The organism is Aestuariibaculum sp. M13, from assembly GCF_024723255.1.
In the GTDB taxonomy this organism is placed as follows: Bacteria; Bacteroidota; Bacteroidia; order Flavobacteriales; family Flavobacteriaceae; genus Aestuariibaculum; species Aestuariibaculum lutulentum.
Genome location: NZ_JANIAC010000005.1, coordinates 328497 through 345837, shown reverse-complemented (window position 1 = coordinate 345837; position 17341 = coordinate 328497). Strand labels below are relative to the sequence as shown.

Below are 17341 nucleotides of genomic sequence, written 5' to 3'. Positions count from 1 at the left end.
CTTATTTAATTTTTAAAAAATCTATTTGTGTCTTCTCACCTTTCTTTAAATTAGACATGGCTTTTATGGTATTGTCTCCATCTTTCAACTCCACAATAACAGTATTAGGAGCTATGCTTCCTTCGTTAACAGCATTAATTACAATAGACGTTTTTCCTTCGGCTAAATCAAGATTAATTTGTTTTGACTTATTAGTTGCTTCAAAATTTGAAATCAAGGTTTTACCGTTTACTGAAATGGTTATTTTGTCGCCATCCTCTTTTCCACCATCGTAAATAATTAAAGAGACATTCTTGGATTTTGAAAACACACTTAAAGTTTGATCTTTACGAAGTATATTCATATTAAGGGAATCCATCATTTTCATAGAGCTCAATTTCTCCTTAATACTATCTGACACACGCTTCGACTTATTTATTTTAGTCATCACTTTATCAAACTTGGCTTCCATTTTTTCTAAAGGGCTCAACATAATTTCTCCATCAATACATTTCGTATTGTCTGGAAACAAACCAATAAAATCAGCTTTAATCTTATTGTCCTTTTTAAAAGAAAAATTTTCTATTGTTGTATTTATAAAACAAAAATCATTCTGATTTACAGGAGACTTGGTATAAACAATTCCCGTTTCTCTAAAATTTAATTGCTTTTTATCCTCATAATATTCGCCACGAATAGTTGATCGGGTTTCATGCTCTCCGCCCATACCTGTTAACGAATAACCCTTCACCTCTCCTTTTTGCTCGGTTAAAGAAACTTTATAAGCAATATTAACCGTATCATTAATTCTAACAAATCCGATATATTCATAGGCTTCCTGAGCACTAATAAATATTGGATAAACTAATACCATAAAAAATAAAAGGCGGTTTCTTAACATATTAATTTTTTTGACAGGTTACATTAACAAACATAAAATAATTAATTTTTAAAACTAAATTTTTACTGACATTATTCTTGTTTTTACTTTCGAAATCAAGCCCCTACGTTTCTTCGTTAATAAAGTATTTTTTTTGTTGTTATTATCGGTCTACAAGACAGCTAACTCTTAAAAGAAATAAATGGGTATTGTTTCTTTATTAAATGCATTTTCAAAAAAAATCAATATTAAGAAATATAAAAAAACCTTTATAAACGCAACCCTTCCTGCAATTAATAAGCAAGTAAGAAAAGAAGAATATATTATGAAAGAAAATAACTAAGTGTTTATTAGATAGATACAGGATTTTTTTTTAAATTGTATCAACAAACATAAAAATGATTAATTATGAAAATTAAATTTTTACTTACATTATTAGTGACTTTAGTTTCATACGCTACTAGTTACGCATCTTTTCCTGTAAAAAGAACAGTTACAGAATTAGCTGGCAGTTCGACAACCACTGAAGTTTTAACACCAATAGCTTCTGCTGTAGGTGATAATTTAGTGATTGGTATTTTATTATGGTTCTTCTTAGGATGGGCTGCAGGACACAGATGGTACTACGGAAAACCAATCCTTTGGAACATTGTATTCATTGTTACAGCGATGGGATTAGGTGTTTGGTGGATTATCGATTTAATTAACATGATTACTGGTAGATTCTAATATAATTTCATAATTATTACCAACAATCAACCAAAATTAAATCAATAACCATTTAGTAGAGATTCTAATCTTTCTGAATAGATAAAAAAGTCGGAAGTATTCTTCCGGCTTTTTTATTTTATTAAAAACAATTTTTACATGCTTCAATTTGTTTAAAATAGAAATACCTTACTTTTACCTTCATGAAATGGGAAAACGCTTTAAAAGATTATCAGTTATATTTAAAAATAGAACGAGGGCTATCTCAAAACTCTATCGATAATTATTCTCTTGACATTAGAAAACTTATAAAGTATTTAGAAGCTCATAATGATGCTATTTCTCCTATAGATATAAAAACGGAAAGTATTCAGCAGTTTATTTATGAAACGGCAAAGCTAGTCAATGCCAGATCACAGTCTCGAATCATTTCCGGTTTACGTAGTTTTTTTAATTATCTAGTTTTTGAAGATTACCGTGAAACCAATCCGTTAGATCTTATTGAGTCTCCAAAAATAGGACGAAAACTTCCTGATACCTTATCTGAAGAAGAAATAGACAAACTTATTGGCGCTATAGATTTAAGTAAACCTGAAGGCGAACGTAACCGGGCCATTTTAGAAACCCTTTACGGCTGTGGTTTACGAGTTAGCGAACTCATCAATTTAAAACTTTCTGACTTATTTTTTGATGAAGGTTTTATTAAAGTAACAGGGAAAGGTGATAAACAGCGTTTTGTTCCAATTGTTGAAGTCACTCAAAAATACATCAATATTTACCGTAGTGAAATTAGAAATCATTTACCTATCCAACCCGGACATGAAGACACCTTGTTTTTAAATCGTCGTGGCAAACAATTAACACGCGCCATGATTTTTACCATCATAAAGCAATTAGCTGATAAAATTGGATTAAAGAAAAGTATTTCGCCACATACCTTCAGACATTCGTTTGCAACACATCTTTTACAAAATAACGCCGACTTACGTTCCATTCAACTCATGCTAGGTCACGAAAGCATTACAACCACCGAAATCTATGTGCATTTAGATAAAAGCCATTTAACTAAAGTGGTAGAAATGTATCATCCCAGAAAATAAAAAAGCCTCAACATGTGTTGAGGCTTTTTTTAATATCTATTAAAACGATAATTACTTCGCAATATTTACCGCTCTGGTTTCTCTAATAACCGTTACTTTAACTTGTCCTGGATAAGTCATATCAGTTTGAACTTTTTGAGATATGTTGAATGATAAATCAGCAGCTTTTTGATCATCTACTTTTTCACTTTCAACAATAACACGTAACTCTCTACCAGCCTGAATAGCATAAGCTTTCTTAACACCGTTAAATCCGAAAGCAATATCTTCAAGATCTTTAAGACGTTGAATATAGCTATCTAACACCTGACGTCTTGCCCCTGGTCTTGCTCCTGAGATAGCATCACAAACCTGAATAATTGGCGCCAATAACGATTTCATTTCAATCTCGTCATGGTGTGCTCCAATCGCATTACACACATCTTCTTTCTCTCCGAATTTCTCTGCCCACTGCATACCTAAAATAGCATGAGGCGTTTCCATATCTGCTTCAGCATCCGGCACTTTTCCAATATCGTGTAATAAACCGGCGCGCTTCGCTAATTTTGGATTTAAACCAAGTTCAGCAGCCATAACTCCACAAAGTTTAGCAACTTCACGCGAGTGTTGTAACAGGTTTTGTCCGTAAGACGAACGGTATTTCATTCTACCTACCATCTTGATTAATTCAGGGTGCAGATTGTGAATACCTAAATCGATAACTGTACGCTTACCAACTTCGATAATCTCCTGTTCGATTTGTTTCTGTGTTTTTTGAACCACTTCTTCAATACGCGCCGGGTGAATACGACCATCAGTTACTAATTTGTGTAACGATAAACGAGCTACCTCGCGACGCACAGCATCAAAACAAGAAAGAATAATAGCTTCAGGTGTATCATCTACAATAATTTCTACGCCCGTAGCTGCTTCAATAGCTCTAATATTACGACCTTCACGACCAATAATACGTCCTTTAACGTCGTCTGATTCAATGTTGAATACAGACACACAGTTATCAACCGCCTCTTCTGTACCAATACGCTGAATTGTGTTGATGATGACTTTCTTAGCTTCCTGCTCAGCCGTTAATTTAGCTTCCTCTAAAGCATTTTGAATATAAGCCATCGCATCGTTTCTTGCTTCTCCTTTTAAAGACTCCACCAACTGTGCCTTAGCTTCTTCAGCCGATAAACTTGAAATGACTTCCAGTTGTTCTACCTGGCTTTTGTGTAAGCGATCTATTTCTTCCTGTTTTTTATCTAAAACATCTAGTCTGTGATCGTAATCCTTTAATTTAGCGTCTAAACTTTCGTTAAGTTTTTTGTTTTTAGCTAATTCACTAGACACCTGAGATTCTTTATCACGTGTACGTTTCTCGGCTTCCGCCATTTTTTTATCACGAGATAAAATCACCTTTTCATGCTCAGACTTAAGCTCGATAAATTTCTCTTTGGCCTGAAGAATTTTATCTTTTTTTATCGCCTCGCCTTCGCTATTAGCTTCTTTAATAATTAAACCGGCACTTTTCTTGGCTTCCTTTACCAGTTTAGATGCATTGTTTTTTTCTAATACCTTAGCAATAACAAAACCTATTGCTATCCCTATGACTCCCCCTCCTGCAATTAATATAATTGAGTTATCCATTATTGATTTTAGTTGATTTAAACATATAAAAAAGCCCACACCAGTATAAAGTTTTGTATAAACTCCTTAAAAACAAGTTTAGGGTTAACAAGCTGATCAAGGGTCTGCTCAAGGCAGCATGCTTTAACAACTTAAACTCACCCTTTTTAAAGAATTAACGTTGAGTTTATCAAAAAAAATCACTAATGCAGGCAGTATTTTTAACTTATTTTAAAGAACGCTAAGAGACTAAATAAGATTGAAGTAAATCGTTTAACGCATTTAATTTATCTTCAACATGTTCGTTTACATGCTCCTTATCAATAGACTTCTGCTCCACCTGAGCCGCAAACTGTAATGCACACATCGCTAATACATCTTGCTTATCTCGAACAGAATAACTTTGCTCAAATTGCTTAATCATTGCCTCGATATTCTTAGCTGCTTTACGCAATCCTTCTTCCTGACTCGGGTCAATATTTAAAGGATATACCCTATTTGCTATAGATAGCTTTATTTTAAGCTTGTCTGACATTGATTTGTTTTATGTTTAATCTGAGAGCTGAGCAATACAATGATCTATATCTCTAATTAAAGCATTTATTTTAAGCTTAGTTTCTCTTTTACTTTCGTCACTGCCAAGTATTGTATTTGCCATTCTAAGAGCTTCATATTTCTCTTCCCAGTTTGCAATATGCTCTTTTTGGGCCGAAATCTCTTGTCTTGAAGCTACTAATTCTTCCTTTAGCTTCGAGTTTTCAAGCTTTAAAAGCTCTAATCTATGTAATACTTTGCTAATTTTGCTTTCTAAAGAATCTACAATATCTTCAATATTACCCATTTGCAAATTTCAATACTTATTACACAAAGTTAACATACCTTAGTATAAATAACAATTGTTTTTTAATAAAATTTGAAATTTCTCGTTAATACTCTAAATCAATGTAATGGCTTGATTTTTCTTTTATTTTTGCAGTGTAACACCAAATTTATAACTTAGCAACAACTACTTTTTTATGCGATTAGTCCTATTTCTACTTACAACTTTTTCTTTAATTACTCAGGCTCAGAATAATTACCCTCAGGATTATTTTGGCAATCCTTTAGAGGTGCCATTAATTCTTTCTGGAACCTTTGCTGAATTGCGATCAAACCACTTTCATTCCGGTTTAGATATAAAAACACAGCAGCGAGAAGGGTTGAGAGTTATCTCTGCTGCCGATGGTTTTATTAGTCGTATTAAAATTTCTCATTATGGCTATGGCAAAGCCCTTTATATTACCCACCCTAACGGATACACAACAGTTTACGCACATTTACAAAAGTTTGCTCCAGAGATTGAAACTTATGTAAAAAAGCATCAATACGAAGCAGAATCTTATGAAATTGAATTATTCCCTACCGCCGACGAAATAAAAGTGTTAAAAGGAAAGCATGTGGCTTACAGTGGAAATACTGGTGGTTCTGGCGGACCACACCTGCATTTTGAAATTAGAAACAAAGAAGAACATACATTGAACCCCATGCTTTTTGGAATTGATGTCGCAGACACCACAAAACCAACTGTTAAGTCTGTTTACGCCTATCCGCTAAACGATTCTTCAACGGTAAACAATTCAAACAAAAAACAAAAACTTAGATTAATACCTCTGGCTTCAGGTGATTATACTACCGAAAACATTGAAGCCTACGGAACTATTGGGATTGGGGTTGAAACCAACGACAGACAAAATTTAGCAGCTAACTCTAATGGTGTTTATCAGATTCAATCGTTTTTAAACGGTAATCAGAATTTTGAAATCAATTTCCAATCGTTTTCTTTTGATGAGTCGCGAAACATTAATCAGCTTATCGATTATGAACATTACACAGAAACCAAACATCGTGTTCAAAAATTATTCAATCAAAACAATAGCTTAAGTTTATATAGCCCGGAGTTAAACAACGGAAATTTAATTATTGCCGACAGCACAAACTCTATCTATAAAATTCGAATTTTAGATTTTGAAAATAATGAAGCCTGGGTTACAGTAAATATTAAAGGCAACAAAACCTCTTCTGTAAAAACCGAAGAAAAAACACCTTATTATATATACGCCAACCAAAGCACTAATTTAAAAGCTGGAAACGTAGCCGTTCACTTTTACCCCAATACATTTTACGAAAATTTCTATATCGATTTTAATGTAAAAAACGATACACTAACTTTACATAAAGATATTATTCCGACTAAGAATAATTTCAACATTAATTTTAATGTCAGTCATTTCAATGATGCAGATAAAAACAAGTTGTTTATTTCCAGATTGGTTGGAAGAAAAAACAACTACCCTATATATACCGAAACAAAACGGGTTGGAGATACTTTAATTGCTAATACTAAATATTTGGGTTCTTATACCTTAACGGCAGATACCACAAACCCAACCATTACTGCTGTTAATTTTAAAAACGAACAGTGGATAAGCAACTATCGCTTTTTAAAGTTAAAAATTGATGATTCCGGATCTGGAATTTCAAATTACAGAGCAACTATAAATGGTAAGTGGATTTTAATGGAATATGAATATAAAAACAAAACACTAACTTTCGATTTTAACGATCATGTTTCAACGGAAACTAAAAATAATTTCAAACTTATAGTTACCGATAATGTTGGAAATAGTTCTACATTTGAGTCTGTATTCTATAGAAAAAACTAAATTACTTTTGAAAAGCAAATTTTACGTTATTACCCTTCTGTTTTTTATTGTATCAATTTCTGGTATATCTCAAACAGCAACTATAAAAGGAATCATTTTAGACGATAACAATACTCCTATTCCTAACGTAAATATTAAATGGAATACCAGCGGAACCACCACCAATAATAATGGATTCTACATTTTTAATATACCGGCGAATCAAGATATATCGGTTGAATTCACTCACCTGTCTTATAAAAAGGTATCAAGCAAATTTCATCTTAAAAATGGTGAAATACTTGAATTCAACCCGGTAATGAATACAGCAACCGAGCAAATTGCAACGGTAATTATCAATAATACAAGTCAAAAAGAGGTTGAAGGCATTATCACTTTAAAACCGGAAACAATTCGAAAAATCCCGGGAGCAAACGCCGGTGTCGAGAACCTGCTTTTAACCCTTCCGGGCGTTAGCAATAATAATGAACTGAGTACACAGTATTCTGTACGAGGTGGTAATTACGACGAAAATCTGGTTTATGTAAATGGTATTGAAGTTTACAGACCGTTTTTAATTCGTTCAGGGCAACAGGAAGGATTAAGTTTCGTGAATACAGATTTAGTACAAAACGTCGATTTCTCAGCCGGTGGATTTCAAGCTAAATACGGCGACAAATTATCATCGGTTTTAGATATCACTTACAAAACACCTTATCAATTTGAAGTTAATACAGATTTAAGTTTATTAGGCGGAAGCATATCCGTTGAAAACATTAGTAAAGATTCAAAGTTTACAGGTATCGCTGGTATACGTTATCGCGACAACAGCTTGTTGGTAGATGAAAAAGAAACAGAAACGAATTATCAGCCTTCGTTTGCTGATATTCAAACCTATTTAACTTATAAATTCTCAAATAAATTTCATTTAAGCTTTTTAGGAAATGCTTCCATAAACAAGTACAATTACCAACCCGAAACACGCCAAACGAACTTCGGTACATTTAGCGACCCTATAGCGCTTTTGGTGTTTTACGAAGGACAGGAAAAAGATCAGTATCGTACCTTTTTTGGCGCTTTTAAAGGCACCTATTTCGCTAACGATAATTTGAATTTAAATTTATTAGCCTCAACCTATCATACCATGGAAGAAGAGTATTTTGATATCTTAGCACAGTACAGATTAGGCGAAGTAAATACGGATATAGGTGGTGAAAATCTTGGTGAAGTTGAATATAGCCGCGGTATTGGAAGTCAGCTAAATCATGGACGAAACGATTTAGATGCCTTAATAAGTAATTTTGGGCACAAAGGGGATTATAAGATTAATGACAATAGATTCGAATGGTCTGTAAAATATACCCATGAAGATATTCGCGACCGATTAATTGAATGGGAAGTAATCGATTCGGCAGGGTTTTCTATTCGTCCGCCAAAAACATCACCAAATGAACAACCTTATGTTGCGTATTCAGGACCATTGGAGGCTTTTCAGAATGTAAGAAGCGTAAATAAAACACAAATAGACCGTATACAAGCCTATTTACAATGGAGTAAACGTAGCACTATTGGGTCCAGCGATGTTTGGTACAATGCTGGAGTAAGAGCCCATAACTGGTCGGTTAATGGTATGGGTATTGAAAAAACAAACCAAACTGTTTTTAGTCCAAGGGCTCAATTTGCAATAAAACCAGACTGGAAAAAAGATATGCTGTTTAGAGTGGCTACTGGATTATATTACCAGCCTCCTTTTTACAGAGAACTTCGTGATGCCAACGGTGTGGTTCAACCCAGTGTTAAAGCTCAACAATCGTATCATATTGTATTAGGAAATGATTACAGTTTTAAAATGTGGGATCGCCCGTTTAAACTAACTTCCGAAGCTTACTATAAAAATCTGAATGACGTTAACACCTATACCCTTGAAAACGTTCGCATTCGCTACCGTGCTTCAAACAATGCCAAAGCTTATGCTTATGGACTGGATATGCGTTTAAATGGTGAATTTGTGCCTGGAACAGAATCTTGGTTCAGCTTTGGATATTTAAATACTGAAGAGAATATCGATGAACGTGGTTATATTGCCAGACCCACCGATCAACGTCTGAAATTTGCTGCTTTATTTCAGGATTATGTACCAAACGTCCCTAATTTAAAAGTGTATTTAAACTTAGTATACAATACAGGATTACCAGGTGGGTCCCCGAGCTATGCCGATGTTTACGAATACCAAAACCGATTGCCTGATTATAAACGTGCCGATTTAGGCTTACAGTTTGTTTTAGTTGATGCAAATAAACAATTTAACAGTGGCTGGAAAAAACCATTTAAAGCACTGTCTTTTGGTTTCGAAATTTACAACATGTTCGATGTGCAAAATTCCATCACCAACACTTGGGTACGAGATGTATATACTAAAAGACAATATGGTATTCCTAATTATTTAACACCAAGAGTATTTAATGTGAGAACAACTATGAAGTTTTAAAATAAAACCTTAAATCACAAAACTTATCTCGCCTTATGAGTTCTGGTTATTATGTATCGAATATCATAAACATCTGAAGCATAATCAGATACTATTTTTACAGTTCCTCCATTTGCTTCCCATGTATCTAAAGTATAAGCATTAAACGAACTTAAATAATAATGTTGAACTCCAACACCTTTTGAAGTAATAAAATCTCTTTTATACAATTCTCCAATACCTCCACCTATATCAACAGACACCGTAATTTTTGTAGTTTGGTTAACCGTTGGTTTAACCTTAAATTCTATTACAATATTAATTCCGTCTCCATTTCTCCCAGTAATAGTAGAATTTGTAGAATTGTAAAATTCAGTCACATCAATTGGTTTTTGACTATCTCTGATAGTGTTGGCATGATTAGGTAATGTTATTTTGTTATTTGCTGTTAAACTTAAAGGACTTGCTTCGGTATATACTCCATCGGAATAGTCAGCCCAACCTGTATAATCACTAATACTACTTTCTGTAATAAGTCTTACCCAATTTGTTCCGTCGAAATTATAAAATGCATTTTCATTAGTATCAAACACTAATAAACCCTTTGCAGGATTAGATATAGCTACCCTTTGAACAGTAGTCATTCTGGGCGTTAACATACCTTGAGATTCAGAAGAGATATCTAAAATTGAAGATTCGTCTGGACTAGTAGTACCAATACCTATTTGAGCATTTAAACTAAATGAGAGACAAAACGCTGTTAGCGCTATAGGGACAATTTTTAACATTTTGTAATCGAATTAATTAAAACTTAGGGAAGGTAAAAGTAACACTTATTCGATAAAATACAAGAAAAACTGTCAAAATACACAAATAAAGAAAGAATTATCTTTCTTACAACAACTTACGAGTGCTTTAAAACACCTATAACATAATCTACTTCTTCTTTAGTGTTAAAAATACTAAACGAAAAACGAAGCGATGGCTTTTGTAAATCTTCAGAATTTAAAATCTCAGAAAGCACATGCGATTTTTGACTACTTCCGCTTTGGCAGGCACTTCCGCGAGAACAGGCAATACCTTTTAAATCCAGTTGAAACAAAATCATAGACGCATCCACCTTCGAGTTTGGCAAACGTAAATTTAATATGGTATTCGTGCTTTGGTCTAAATTACCTGATTGTCCGTTAAAGCAAACATCTGGGATAACAACTGAAGCTTTTTCAATAAAATACGTTTTCAACTCCTTTAAATAATTCTGCTCAGTGTTGAGATTATCACATATCAATTTAAAAGCGGTTTCCATACCCACGATATTATGCACACTCTCAGTTCCGGGACGTAAGCCTCGCTCCTGCTCTCCTCCAGTAATTGAAGGCTTTAAACCGGAATCTCTTCTTACATATACAAATCCTATTCCTTTAGGACCATGGAATTTATGAGCTGATGCTGCTAAAAAATCAACTTTTACATCCTCTAAATTAAGAGAATAATGACCAACGGATTGAACCGCATCACTATGAAATAAGGCGTCATATGTTTTACATAAATCAGAAATTCGTTTAACATCTGTAATATTCCCTATCTCATTATTTATGTGCATTAAACTTACCAAAGTCTTGCTTTCAACATCAAGCAAAGTTTCCAGATGCAGATAATCGATATCACCACTCGCATCGAGATTTACATAACTTACCTGAATACCATATTCTTTTTCTAAAGCTTCAACCGTATGCAAAACAGCATGATGTTCAATTTTAGATGTCACAATATGTCTCACCTTTAAATCACGAACGGCTGATCTTAAAATTAGATTATCAGCTTCAGTTCCTCCAGAAGTAAATACAATCTCACCTGCAGAACAATTTAAATAACCGGCTATGGTTTTTCTTGCTTTCTCTATAAGTACTTTAGCCGAACGACCAAAACTATGTGAAGATGATGCATTTCCATAATTTGTTCTCATCACTTCAGAAATCGCTTCTACAACCTCGCTTCTCATTGGCGTTGTTGCTGCATTATCAAAATAAACCTGTTGCATAATTGTATTTTTCATCACAAAATTACTTAGAATAAAATTATTGACAATATGCTACGTTATAAAATACAATTCGTTTATTTTTGCCTTAAAACCCAAACAGAATGCGTAAGATATTTTTTGCTTTAACTACCCTGAGTTTATTAACCTATTCGGCTTGTGATGATGGCGATGTTCTGGATGTGGAATTCGACTTTGAAGACGAATTTTCGGTTTGCACCGGGACAAATGGCTTAGTATTCTATAAAACAAAAAATGATCCTTCAGAGTCTTTATCTGTAAGAATTTCTGAATTAAGCAGCCTTAGTGAGATTTTAACACTAGGAGACGACAATATTTACGAAGAAACATTTAGCTTATCTTCAACAAATACGTTCAATTACAGAATGTATAGCAATTCATCTTTGCCAAGCGATTTGTTTTGCAACGACATTCCTAACAGCGACGTTAAAATAACCGAAGACTACGAAGCTACCAGTGGCTCTGTGACCATTAGAACGGTTTTAACTGAAGATGATAACGATGGAATTCCTGCTATTCTTGAGGATATAAATGGTAATGGTGATTTAACTGATGATGATACCGATAACGATGGTATTCCAAATTATTTAGACTTGGATGACGATGGTGATAACATTAGAACCATTGATGAGAATCCAGACCCGAATGGTGATGATAATTTAGAGGATGCACAAGATACTGACGGCGACGGTATTCCTGATTATTTAGATGCTGATGATGATGGTGATGGTGTTAATACCCGTGATGAAGAAAACGAATCTCAGGATAACAACCCTGCAAACGATATTACAAATCCTGACGCTGGTGCCGATTATTTAAATGCGGAAGTAAGCACATCTGTAGCTGCAACATCATACAGAGCACACAACATTACCAAAGAATACCGCGTTACATTAACGGTATTTGATATTGATTTAAGCGTGATTTCTTTTGATGTTTTAGAATTCGGTACTTTAGATGATTCTGAAATTAGCAGTAGCTTAAAAACGGAGACCTTATCACCTGTATTCAACTAATAATCAGTCGTGTTCTGGTAAATATAAACCTCGGTAGCCCCTAGTCCGTATTTCTGATAATTGGCATCGTAAAATTTAACATTACTATAGCGACCGAAAAGGTATTCTAGCTCAGTTTTTAAAACGCCTTCACCTACGCCGTGAATAAATACAATTTTCTGAATACGTTTATTAATAGCGAATTCCAGTTGCCGGCGAGCCGTATCTAATTGTAAAGTCAACATATCATAATTAGTCATACCTCTCGAGGACTTCACTAATTGATGTATATGTAAATCGACTTCCATGGTTGGTTCGTAGCGATCTTTAGCGCGTTTCTTAGGCTGCTGCGTCCGCTTTTTCGATTGTTCCTTTTCCTGAATGGCCTGACCAATACCTGCTGAAGAAGATAATGTTTCTTTTATGGTTTTGTTGGACTGGGTTTTAACCAGCTCGTAAGCCTGAAAACTTAACAAAAAGCCATCTTCAGTTTCTATGGAAACTGTATCTCCCTGCACCTGCTGAACCACCCCAGACATATCCTCGTCTAAAACCAATACTTTATCACCTACCTTAAACGACATAGTTTTTAATTTTCATTGTCTTCAAACATATTTTCTTCACTGTTTTTAGTTGGTATCGTTTTTGAAATCCTATAAATTCCAGCCATTAAAATTAAAATACCAGCTATTAAAATATACTGATTTTGTTCTTCCTCTGCTTTCGAGTATATAGCCACTACAGCTCCTAAAACAATCAGTATATAATTTATGTATTTCATTTTTTTAAATAAGTCTTGATTAAGTTTTCATTCTTAAAGAGTTAGATTAACTCTTTATTTTTTTGCAAAATTAAATTAAAATTTTGAAGCACTCTTAATATTTTAGAATTTTAAACTATCATCCAATTCACGCTTAAAAGTAAATTTTATCGATTAAATGTTAAAAAAAATATAAAAAATAATATATTTGCTACAAAACATTATTAAGCCCCTCATTATCATGATTAAAAATTACACCTATTTTTTGTTAATGTTTTGTAATTTGATATATGCTCAACTTTCGGTTAGAAATGACTACTACGTTTTCGCTAAAGATGAAGTAATTTTCGTTACTAAGGATATAAACCTTAATGAAACTGAAAGTAAAATCTACCTAAGAGACGAAGCTCAAATCATTCAAGGTGATGAAAACGAAAGAAATTCAGGAGAAGGCGAATTAAGCCTGTATCAAGAAGGTAATGTTGATGCTTATGAATATAACTATTGGTGTTCTCCCATAGGAGAAACAAACAATAGCAGTGACAACAACAAATTCGGAATTTCATTACTAAATGATGTAGTTAGTCTAACCGAATCTGTTCCTGCGACATATGTACACAAGTCAAACTATAACGGAACCTCTAATCCGCTAAACATAGAACCTTACTGGATTTGGAGATATATTGCCAAAGACAATTATTACGGTTGGTCGCATGTTCAGGGAAAAACAATAATTAATCCCGGAGAAGGCTTTACAATGAAAGGAACAAGTGGTTCTAATAATGCTCAACAATATGATTTTAGAGGTAAACCCAACACAGGTACTATTGGAGTAACAGTAGAACATGACAAATACACTTTGGCAGGAAACCCATACCCTTCTGCACTTGATGCTGTGGCTTATATTCACGATTCAGAAAACAAAAATACTATCGACGGAACATTAAGATTTTGGGAACAAAATCCTAATGTAAATTCTCATAATCTAAGAGATTACCAAGGTGGTTATGCTAGTTATACCATAAGTAGCGACGGTGCTTTAATAACATTTACACCAGCTACATTTAACACATACAATGGAGATGGGACAATAAATAGTTTTAGTGATTTCACTGCTACAAAATCATTAATGAATTTTAGATATATACCCATCGGACAGGGTTTTATGGTTAAAGGAACTGCTTCAGGCTATGTTAAAGCAAAAAACAGTCATCGTGCGTTTAAAAAAGAAAACACAGTGGCAGATTCTACCAAATTCTTTAAAACCACAAATACGAAACAAAGAGCGGAAGTAATCTCTGAATTTTCAAAAATCCCAAATGATTATAAGCGTTTTAGATTAAATATCGATTTTAATAATCAATATACCCGCCAGCTGGTTGAAACCTTCCATCATTCTGCTACGCAAGGATTTGATTACGGATTAGAAACAACAACGAGCATAGGTGGAAGTTTAAAATCTGACGCCTATTGGAAAACTGAAGATTTAGCTTTTTTAGCTCAAGCTTTAAATTATGATGATACCATGAAAATTCCATTAGGCATAAAGATTGCTAATACCATGTCGTTAAGAATTCGCATAACAGACATTCAAAATATTGAAGACACGACGCCAATATATGTTCATGACAAATTAACAAATACCTATATTGACTTAAAACAACAGGATTTTAATATTAATATTGAAAAAGGTAATTACACCGATAGATTTGAAATTGCATTCACTAAAAACACCTTAGACCTTAATTCAGAAATATTTAAAACACATGATGTTTTTCAAAACAACACTATTGCTCAATTAAAAATTAAAAACCCTAACAACTTAGACATTAGTCAATTTCAATTGTTCGATGTTTCAGGAAAACAGGTTATAAATTCAGTAATTAATAATATAAATTCAAGTTACACCTACTCAACTAAAGCATTATCCAATGGAGTTTATATAGTAAAAATCACTTCTAATGGTAATCAAGTATTTAGCAAAAAAATTCTGATAAACAACCCGAAATAAAGCCTTTAAACCTTTTATTTTTATAAATTTGAATACAATTCATTTAAAAATGCAAGGTTTAGAAGAATACATGTTACCCTGTCTGAATAAGGAATTATTCGGTATAGAATGTATGGGCTGTGGTATGCAACGTGCACTTTCACTATTGCTTCATGGCGAATTTATTGCTGCGTTTAAAATGTATCCGGCTATTTACACCCTGGTTCTTATGTTTTCGGTAATTGCTTTTAATTTGTTTAAGAGTTTTAAGTCTGCTAACAGAATCATTTTAATTTTAGCTATTATTAATGCTGTAATTATTATCACAAGCTTTTTTATAAAAACATTTTCAATTTAACATCATTTCAAATGGAACAACAAAAACTACCCAATTCAACCCTTATTTTAGTTTTAGGAATTGTATCAATACTTACATGTTGCTGTTATGGTTTTGTAGGTTTAATAGTTGGTATTATTACGCTCGTCTTAGCTAGTAAAGCGACTAGTCTTTATTTAGAAAACACAGAATTATATACAGGATATTCAAATGTAAAAACAGGCAAAATATTAGCCATAGTTGGTATTGTACTAAGTGTTCTTTACTTACTTATGATTGTTTGGGCTATTGCAACTTTTGGATGGGATGCTATGGGAGATCAGGAATTACTTCAGGAACGCATGCAAGAATTTATGGGGCAATAAAAAAGGTTACTTTCAAATATAAAAAGCGACCATTTAGGTCGCTTTTTTTATTATTTAAGATATTACTTTTCAAACAGCCTAAGTGTTTTTGTTATTATACTCACACAATCTAACAACTGCTCTTTGGTCATCACCAATGGTGGTGCAAAACGAATAATATTTCCATGTGTTGGTTTAGCTAACAACCCATTATCTCGTAAGGCTAAACAGATATTCCATGCCGTATCACTATCTTCACTATCATTGATTACAACTGCATTTAATAAGCCTTTACCCCTCACTAACTTAGTGATAGTACTGGTTTCAATATACTTATTCAACTCACTTCTAAATAACTGCCCTAGTTCTTCTGCTCTTTCAGCAAGATTTTCTTCTTGAACTACTTCTAATGCCGCTATCGCTACAGCCGCGGCTACCGGATTTCCTCCAAAAGTACTACCGTGGTTTCCTGGTTTAATAACCTTCATCACATTATCATTAGCTAAAACAGCGCTAACGGGATAAGCCCCTCCACTTAAAGCTTTACCTAAAATTAAAATATCTGGTGTTACATGTTCATGATTTACCGCTAATAACTTTCCAGTACGGGCGATTCCTGTTTGTACTTCGTCTGCAATAAACAAAACATTATATTGTTCACACAACGCTTTAGCTTTTGCTAAATATCCCTCACTTGGCACATAAACTCCGGCTTCTCCTTGAATAGGCTCAACTAAAAAACCTGCAACATTTCTATTATTTTTTAATGCTTCTTCTAAAGCTTCTAAATTGTCGTATTCAATTTTAATAAACCCTTTCGTGTATGGTCCGAAGTTTTCACGAGCAACAGGATCGTTAGAGAATGAAATAATAGTAGTTGTTCTCCCGTGAAAATTGTTTTCACACACAATTAATTCAGCTTCATTCTCGTCAATCCCTTTTACTTCATAAGCCCATTTTCTACAGATTTTCAAAGCAGTCTCTACAGCTTCAGCTCCCGTATTCATTGGTAATAACTTATCGAAACCAAAATACTCGCAGGCAAACTTTTCATATTTACCTAGCATATCATTGTAAAAGGCTCTGGAAGTTAAAGTCAGCACTTTAGCTTGCTCAACCATAGCATTGATGATTTTCGGGTGACAATGCCCTTGATTAACGGCCGAGTAAGCCGATAAAAAATCGTAATACTGTTTACCTTCAACGTCCCATACATGAACACCCTCTCCTTTACTTAACACCACTGGTAACGGGTGATAATTATGAGCGCCATACTTGTTTTCTAAATCGATTGCTTGCTGCGATGTTAATTCTTTTAAAACAGCCATTTTAATATAATTTAAATTGATAAAATAACCATTCCTACTGTACCTTTATCCTTTCGAAGTGTTCGAAAATTCAGCGTGGGAGAGAAATCATCCCTAGGGCTCGCAAAT

At 33.7% G+C, this 17341-nt stretch carries 18 protein-coding genes and 1 other RNA gene; 9 read left to right on the top strand and 10 right to left on the bottom strand.

Annotated features, from left to right (window positions below; all coding sequences use genetic code 11):
* Nucleotide 1: 1 nt before the first annotated feature.
* Entirely contained in the window at nt 2-853 is an 852-nt protein-coding gene (locus NO995_RS16950; RefSeq protein ID WP_258228526.1) for a hypothetical protein, read from the bottom strand.
* Between the two features lie 208 nt (nt 854-1061).
* Here NO995_RS16950 and NO995_RS16945 point away from each other — a divergent pair, with 208 nt between their 5' ends.
* The 3 genes from NO995_RS16945 to xerD all read left to right on the top strand — a co-directional run bounded on the left by NO995_RS16945 (nt 1062) and on the right by xerD (nt 2667).
* Nucleotides 1062-1202: a hypothetical protein gene (locus NO995_RS16945; protein ID WP_258228525.1), complete on the top strand. Its 141-nt coding sequence runs from the start codon at nt 1062-1064 to the stop codon at nt 1200-1202.
* 65 nt (nt 1203-1267) lie between these two features.
* Complete coding sequence (locus NO995_RS16940) at nt 1268-1588, top strand: TM2 domain-containing protein (RefSeq protein ID WP_240573108.1); 321 nt, start codon at nt 1268-1270, stop codon at nt 1586-1588.
* A gap of 182 nt (nt 1589-1770) precedes the next feature.
* Nucleotides 1771-2667: a site-specific tyrosine recombinase XerD gene (gene xerD / locus NO995_RS16935; RefSeq protein WP_258228524.1), complete on the top strand. Its 897-nt coding sequence runs from the start codon at nt 1771-1773 to the stop codon at nt 2665-2667.
* Between the two features lie 51 nt (nt 2668-2718).
* Here the strand turns inward: xerD and rny are convergent, their stop codons facing one another.
* From rny to NO995_RS16915, 4 genes are all read right to left on the bottom strand, one after another.
* The gene (gene rny, locus NO995_RS16930; protein ID WP_240573111.1) at nt 2719-4293 is read right to left on the bottom strand and encodes a ribonuclease Y; all 1575 of its coding nucleotides are present in this window, start codon (nt 4291-4293) and stop codon (nt 2719-2721) included.
* A gap of 59 nt (nt 4294-4352) precedes the next feature.
* Nucleotides 4353-4459, bottom strand: a non-coding RNA gene (gene ssrS / locus NO995_RS16925) — 6S RNA.
* Between the two features lie 54 nt (nt 4460-4513).
* Nucleotides 4514-4807, bottom strand: a complete 294-nt coding sequence (locus NO995_RS16920; protein WP_240573112.1) for a cell division protein ZapA — start codon at nt 4805-4807, stop codon at nt 4514-4516.
* Nucleotides 4808-4822: 15 nt separating this feature from the next.
* Nucleotides 4823-5113: a hypothetical protein gene (locus NO995_RS16915; RefSeq protein WP_240573114.1), complete on the bottom strand. Its 291-nt coding sequence runs from the start codon at nt 5111-5113 to the stop codon at nt 4823-4825.
* 175 nt (nt 5114-5288) lie between these two features.
* On the opposite strand from NO995_RS16915, the gene NO995_RS16910 reads away from it, so the two are divergent.
* On the top strand, nt 5289-6974 hold the full coding sequence (locus NO995_RS16910; RefSeq protein WP_258228523.1) for a M23 family metallopeptidase: 1686 nt from the start codon (nt 5289-5291) through the stop codon (nt 6972-6974).
* On the top strand, nt 6925-9441 hold the full coding sequence (locus NO995_RS16905; protein WP_258228522.1) for a TonB-dependent siderophore receptor: 2517 nt from the start codon (nt 6925-6927) through the stop codon (nt 9439-9441). The genes NO995_RS16910 and NO995_RS16905 overlap by 50 nt, the downstream gene beginning before the upstream one ends.
* Nucleotides 9442-9464: 23 nt before the next feature.
* Here the strand turns inward: NO995_RS16905 and NO995_RS16900 are convergent, their stop codons facing one another.
* Nucleotides 9465-10208, bottom strand: coding sequence for a hypothetical protein (locus tag NO995_RS16900; protein ID WP_258228521.1), 744 nt, complete (start codon nt 10206-10208; stop codon nt 9465-9467).
* A 116-nt stretch (nt 10209-10324) separates the two neighbouring features.
* Complete coding sequence (locus NO995_RS16895; protein ID WP_258228551.1) at nt 10325-11461, bottom strand: cysteine desulfurase family protein; 1137 nt, start codon at nt 11459-11461, stop codon at nt 10325-10327.
* 101 nt (nt 11462-11562) lie between these two features.
* Here NO995_RS16895 and NO995_RS16890 point away from each other — a divergent pair, with 101 nt between their 5' ends.
* Nucleotides 11563-12495, top strand: a complete 933-nt coding sequence (locus tag NO995_RS16890; protein ID WP_258228520.1) for a hypothetical protein — start codon at nt 11563-11565, stop codon at nt 12493-12495.
* Here the strand turns inward: NO995_RS16890 and NO995_RS16885 are convergent.
* The gene (locus NO995_RS16885) at nt 12492-13058 is read right to left on the bottom strand and encodes a Smr/MutS family protein (RefSeq protein ID WP_258228519.1); all 567 of its coding nucleotides are present in this window, start codon (nt 13056-13058) and stop codon (nt 12492-12494) included. The genes NO995_RS16890 and NO995_RS16885 overlap by 4 nt on opposite strands.
* Nucleotides 13059-13063: 5 nt before the next feature.
* The gene (locus NO995_RS16880; protein ID WP_258228518.1) at nt 13064-13255 is read right to left on the bottom strand and encodes a hypothetical protein; all 192 of its coding nucleotides are present in this window, start codon (nt 13253-13255) and stop codon (nt 13064-13066) included.
* Between the two features lie 220 nt (nt 13256-13475).
* Between NO995_RS16880 and NO995_RS16875 the strand changes: the two genes are divergently transcribed.
* From NO995_RS16875 to NO995_RS16865, 3 genes are read left to right on the top strand one after another with little or no spacing between them, the layout of a single operon-like run.
* Complete coding sequence (locus NO995_RS16875; protein ID WP_258228517.1) at nt 13476-15245, top strand: T9SS type A sorting domain-containing protein; 1770 nt, start codon at nt 13476-13478, stop codon at nt 15243-15245.
* Nucleotides 15246-15273: 28 nt separating this feature from the next.
* A complete protein-coding gene (locus NO995_RS16870) occupies nt 15274-15582 on the top strand; it encodes a DUF2752 domain-containing protein (protein WP_308813202.1) in 309 nt (102 codons plus the stop codon).
* Between the two features lie 11 nt (nt 15583-15593).
* Complete coding sequence (locus tag NO995_RS16865; RefSeq protein ID WP_258228516.1) at nt 15594-15926, top strand: CCC motif membrane protein; 333 nt, start codon at nt 15594-15596, stop codon at nt 15924-15926.
* A 62-nt stretch (nt 15927-15988) separates the two neighbouring features.
* Here NO995_RS16865 and rocD read toward each other — a convergent pair whose 3' ends face one another.
* Nucleotides 15989-17233 (bottom strand): ornithine--oxo-acid transaminase, encoded by a 1245-nt coding sequence (gene rocD, locus NO995_RS16860; protein ID WP_258228515.1) that lies wholly within the window; start codon nt 17231-17233, stop codon nt 15989-15991.
* Nucleotides 17234-17341: the final 108 nt, after the last annotated feature.

What these genes read in the sequence shown, in the direction of transcription:
- NO995_RS16880 (WP_258228518.1), bottom strand. Translation starts at nt 13,255, where the DNA reads ATGAAATACATAAATTATATACTGATTGTTTTAGGAGCTGTAGTGGCT.
- NO995_RS16885 (WP_258228519.1), bottom strand. Translation starts at nt 13,058, where the DNA reads ATGTCGTTTAAGGTAGGTGATAAAGTATTGGTTTTAGACGAGGATATG.
- NO995_RS16905 (WP_258228522.1), top strand. Translation starts at nt 6,925, where the DNA reads ATGTTGGAAATAGTTCTACATTTGAGTCTGTATTCTATAGAAAAAACT.
- xerD (WP_258228524.1), top strand. Translation starts at nt 1,771, where the DNA reads ATGAAATGGGAAAACGCTTTAAAAGATTATCAGTTATATTTAAAAATA.
- NO995_RS16920 (WP_240573112.1), bottom strand. Translation starts at nt 4,807, where the DNA reads ATGTCAGACAAGCTTAAAATAAAGCTATCTATAGCAAATAGGGTATAT.
- NO995_RS16890 (WP_258228520.1), top strand. Translation starts at nt 11,563, where the DNA reads ATGCGTAAGATATTTTTTGCTTTAACTACCCTGAGTTTATTAACCTAT.
- NO995_RS16950 (WP_258228526.1), bottom strand. Translation starts at nt 853, where the DNA reads ATGGTATTAGTTTATCCAATATTTATTAGTGCTCAGGAAGCCTATGAA.
- rocD (WP_258228515.1), bottom strand. Translation starts at nt 17,233, where the DNA reads ATGGCTGTTTTAAAAGAATTAACATCGCAGCAAGCAATCGATTTAGAA.
- NO995_RS16910 (WP_258228523.1), top strand. Translation starts at nt 5,289, where the DNA reads ATGCGATTAGTCCTATTTCTACTTACAACTTTTTCTTTAATTACTCAG.
- NO995_RS16865 (WP_258228516.1), top strand. Translation starts at nt 15,594, where the DNA reads ATGGAACAACAAAAACTACCCAATTCAACCCTTATTTTAGTTTTAGGA.
- NO995_RS16915 (WP_240573114.1), bottom strand. Translation starts at nt 5,113, where the DNA reads ATGGGTAATATTGAAGATATTGTAGATTCTTTAGAAAGCAAAATTAGC.
- NO995_RS16940 (WP_240573108.1), top strand. Translation starts at nt 1,268, where the DNA reads ATGAAAATTAAATTTTTACTTACATTATTAGTGACTTTAGTTTCATAC.
- NO995_RS16895 (WP_258228551.1), bottom strand. Translation starts at nt 11,461, where the DNA reads ATGCAACAGGTTTATTTTGATAATGCAGCAACAACGCCAATGAGAAGC.
- NO995_RS16875 (WP_258228517.1), top strand. Translation starts at nt 13,476, where the DNA reads ATGATTAAAAATTACACCTATTTTTTGTTAATGTTTTGTAATTTGATA.
- rny (WP_240573111.1), bottom strand. Translation starts at nt 4,293, where the DNA reads ATGGATAACTCAATTATATTAATTGCAGGAGGGGGAGTCATAGGGATA.
- NO995_RS16900 (WP_258228521.1), bottom strand. Translation starts at nt 10,208, where the DNA reads ATGTTAAAAATTGTCCCTATAGCGCTAACAGCGTTTTGTCTCTCATTT.
- NO995_RS16945 (WP_258228525.1), top strand. Translation starts at nt 1,062, where the DNA reads ATGGGTATTGTTTCTTTATTAAATGCATTTTCAAAAAAAATCAATATT.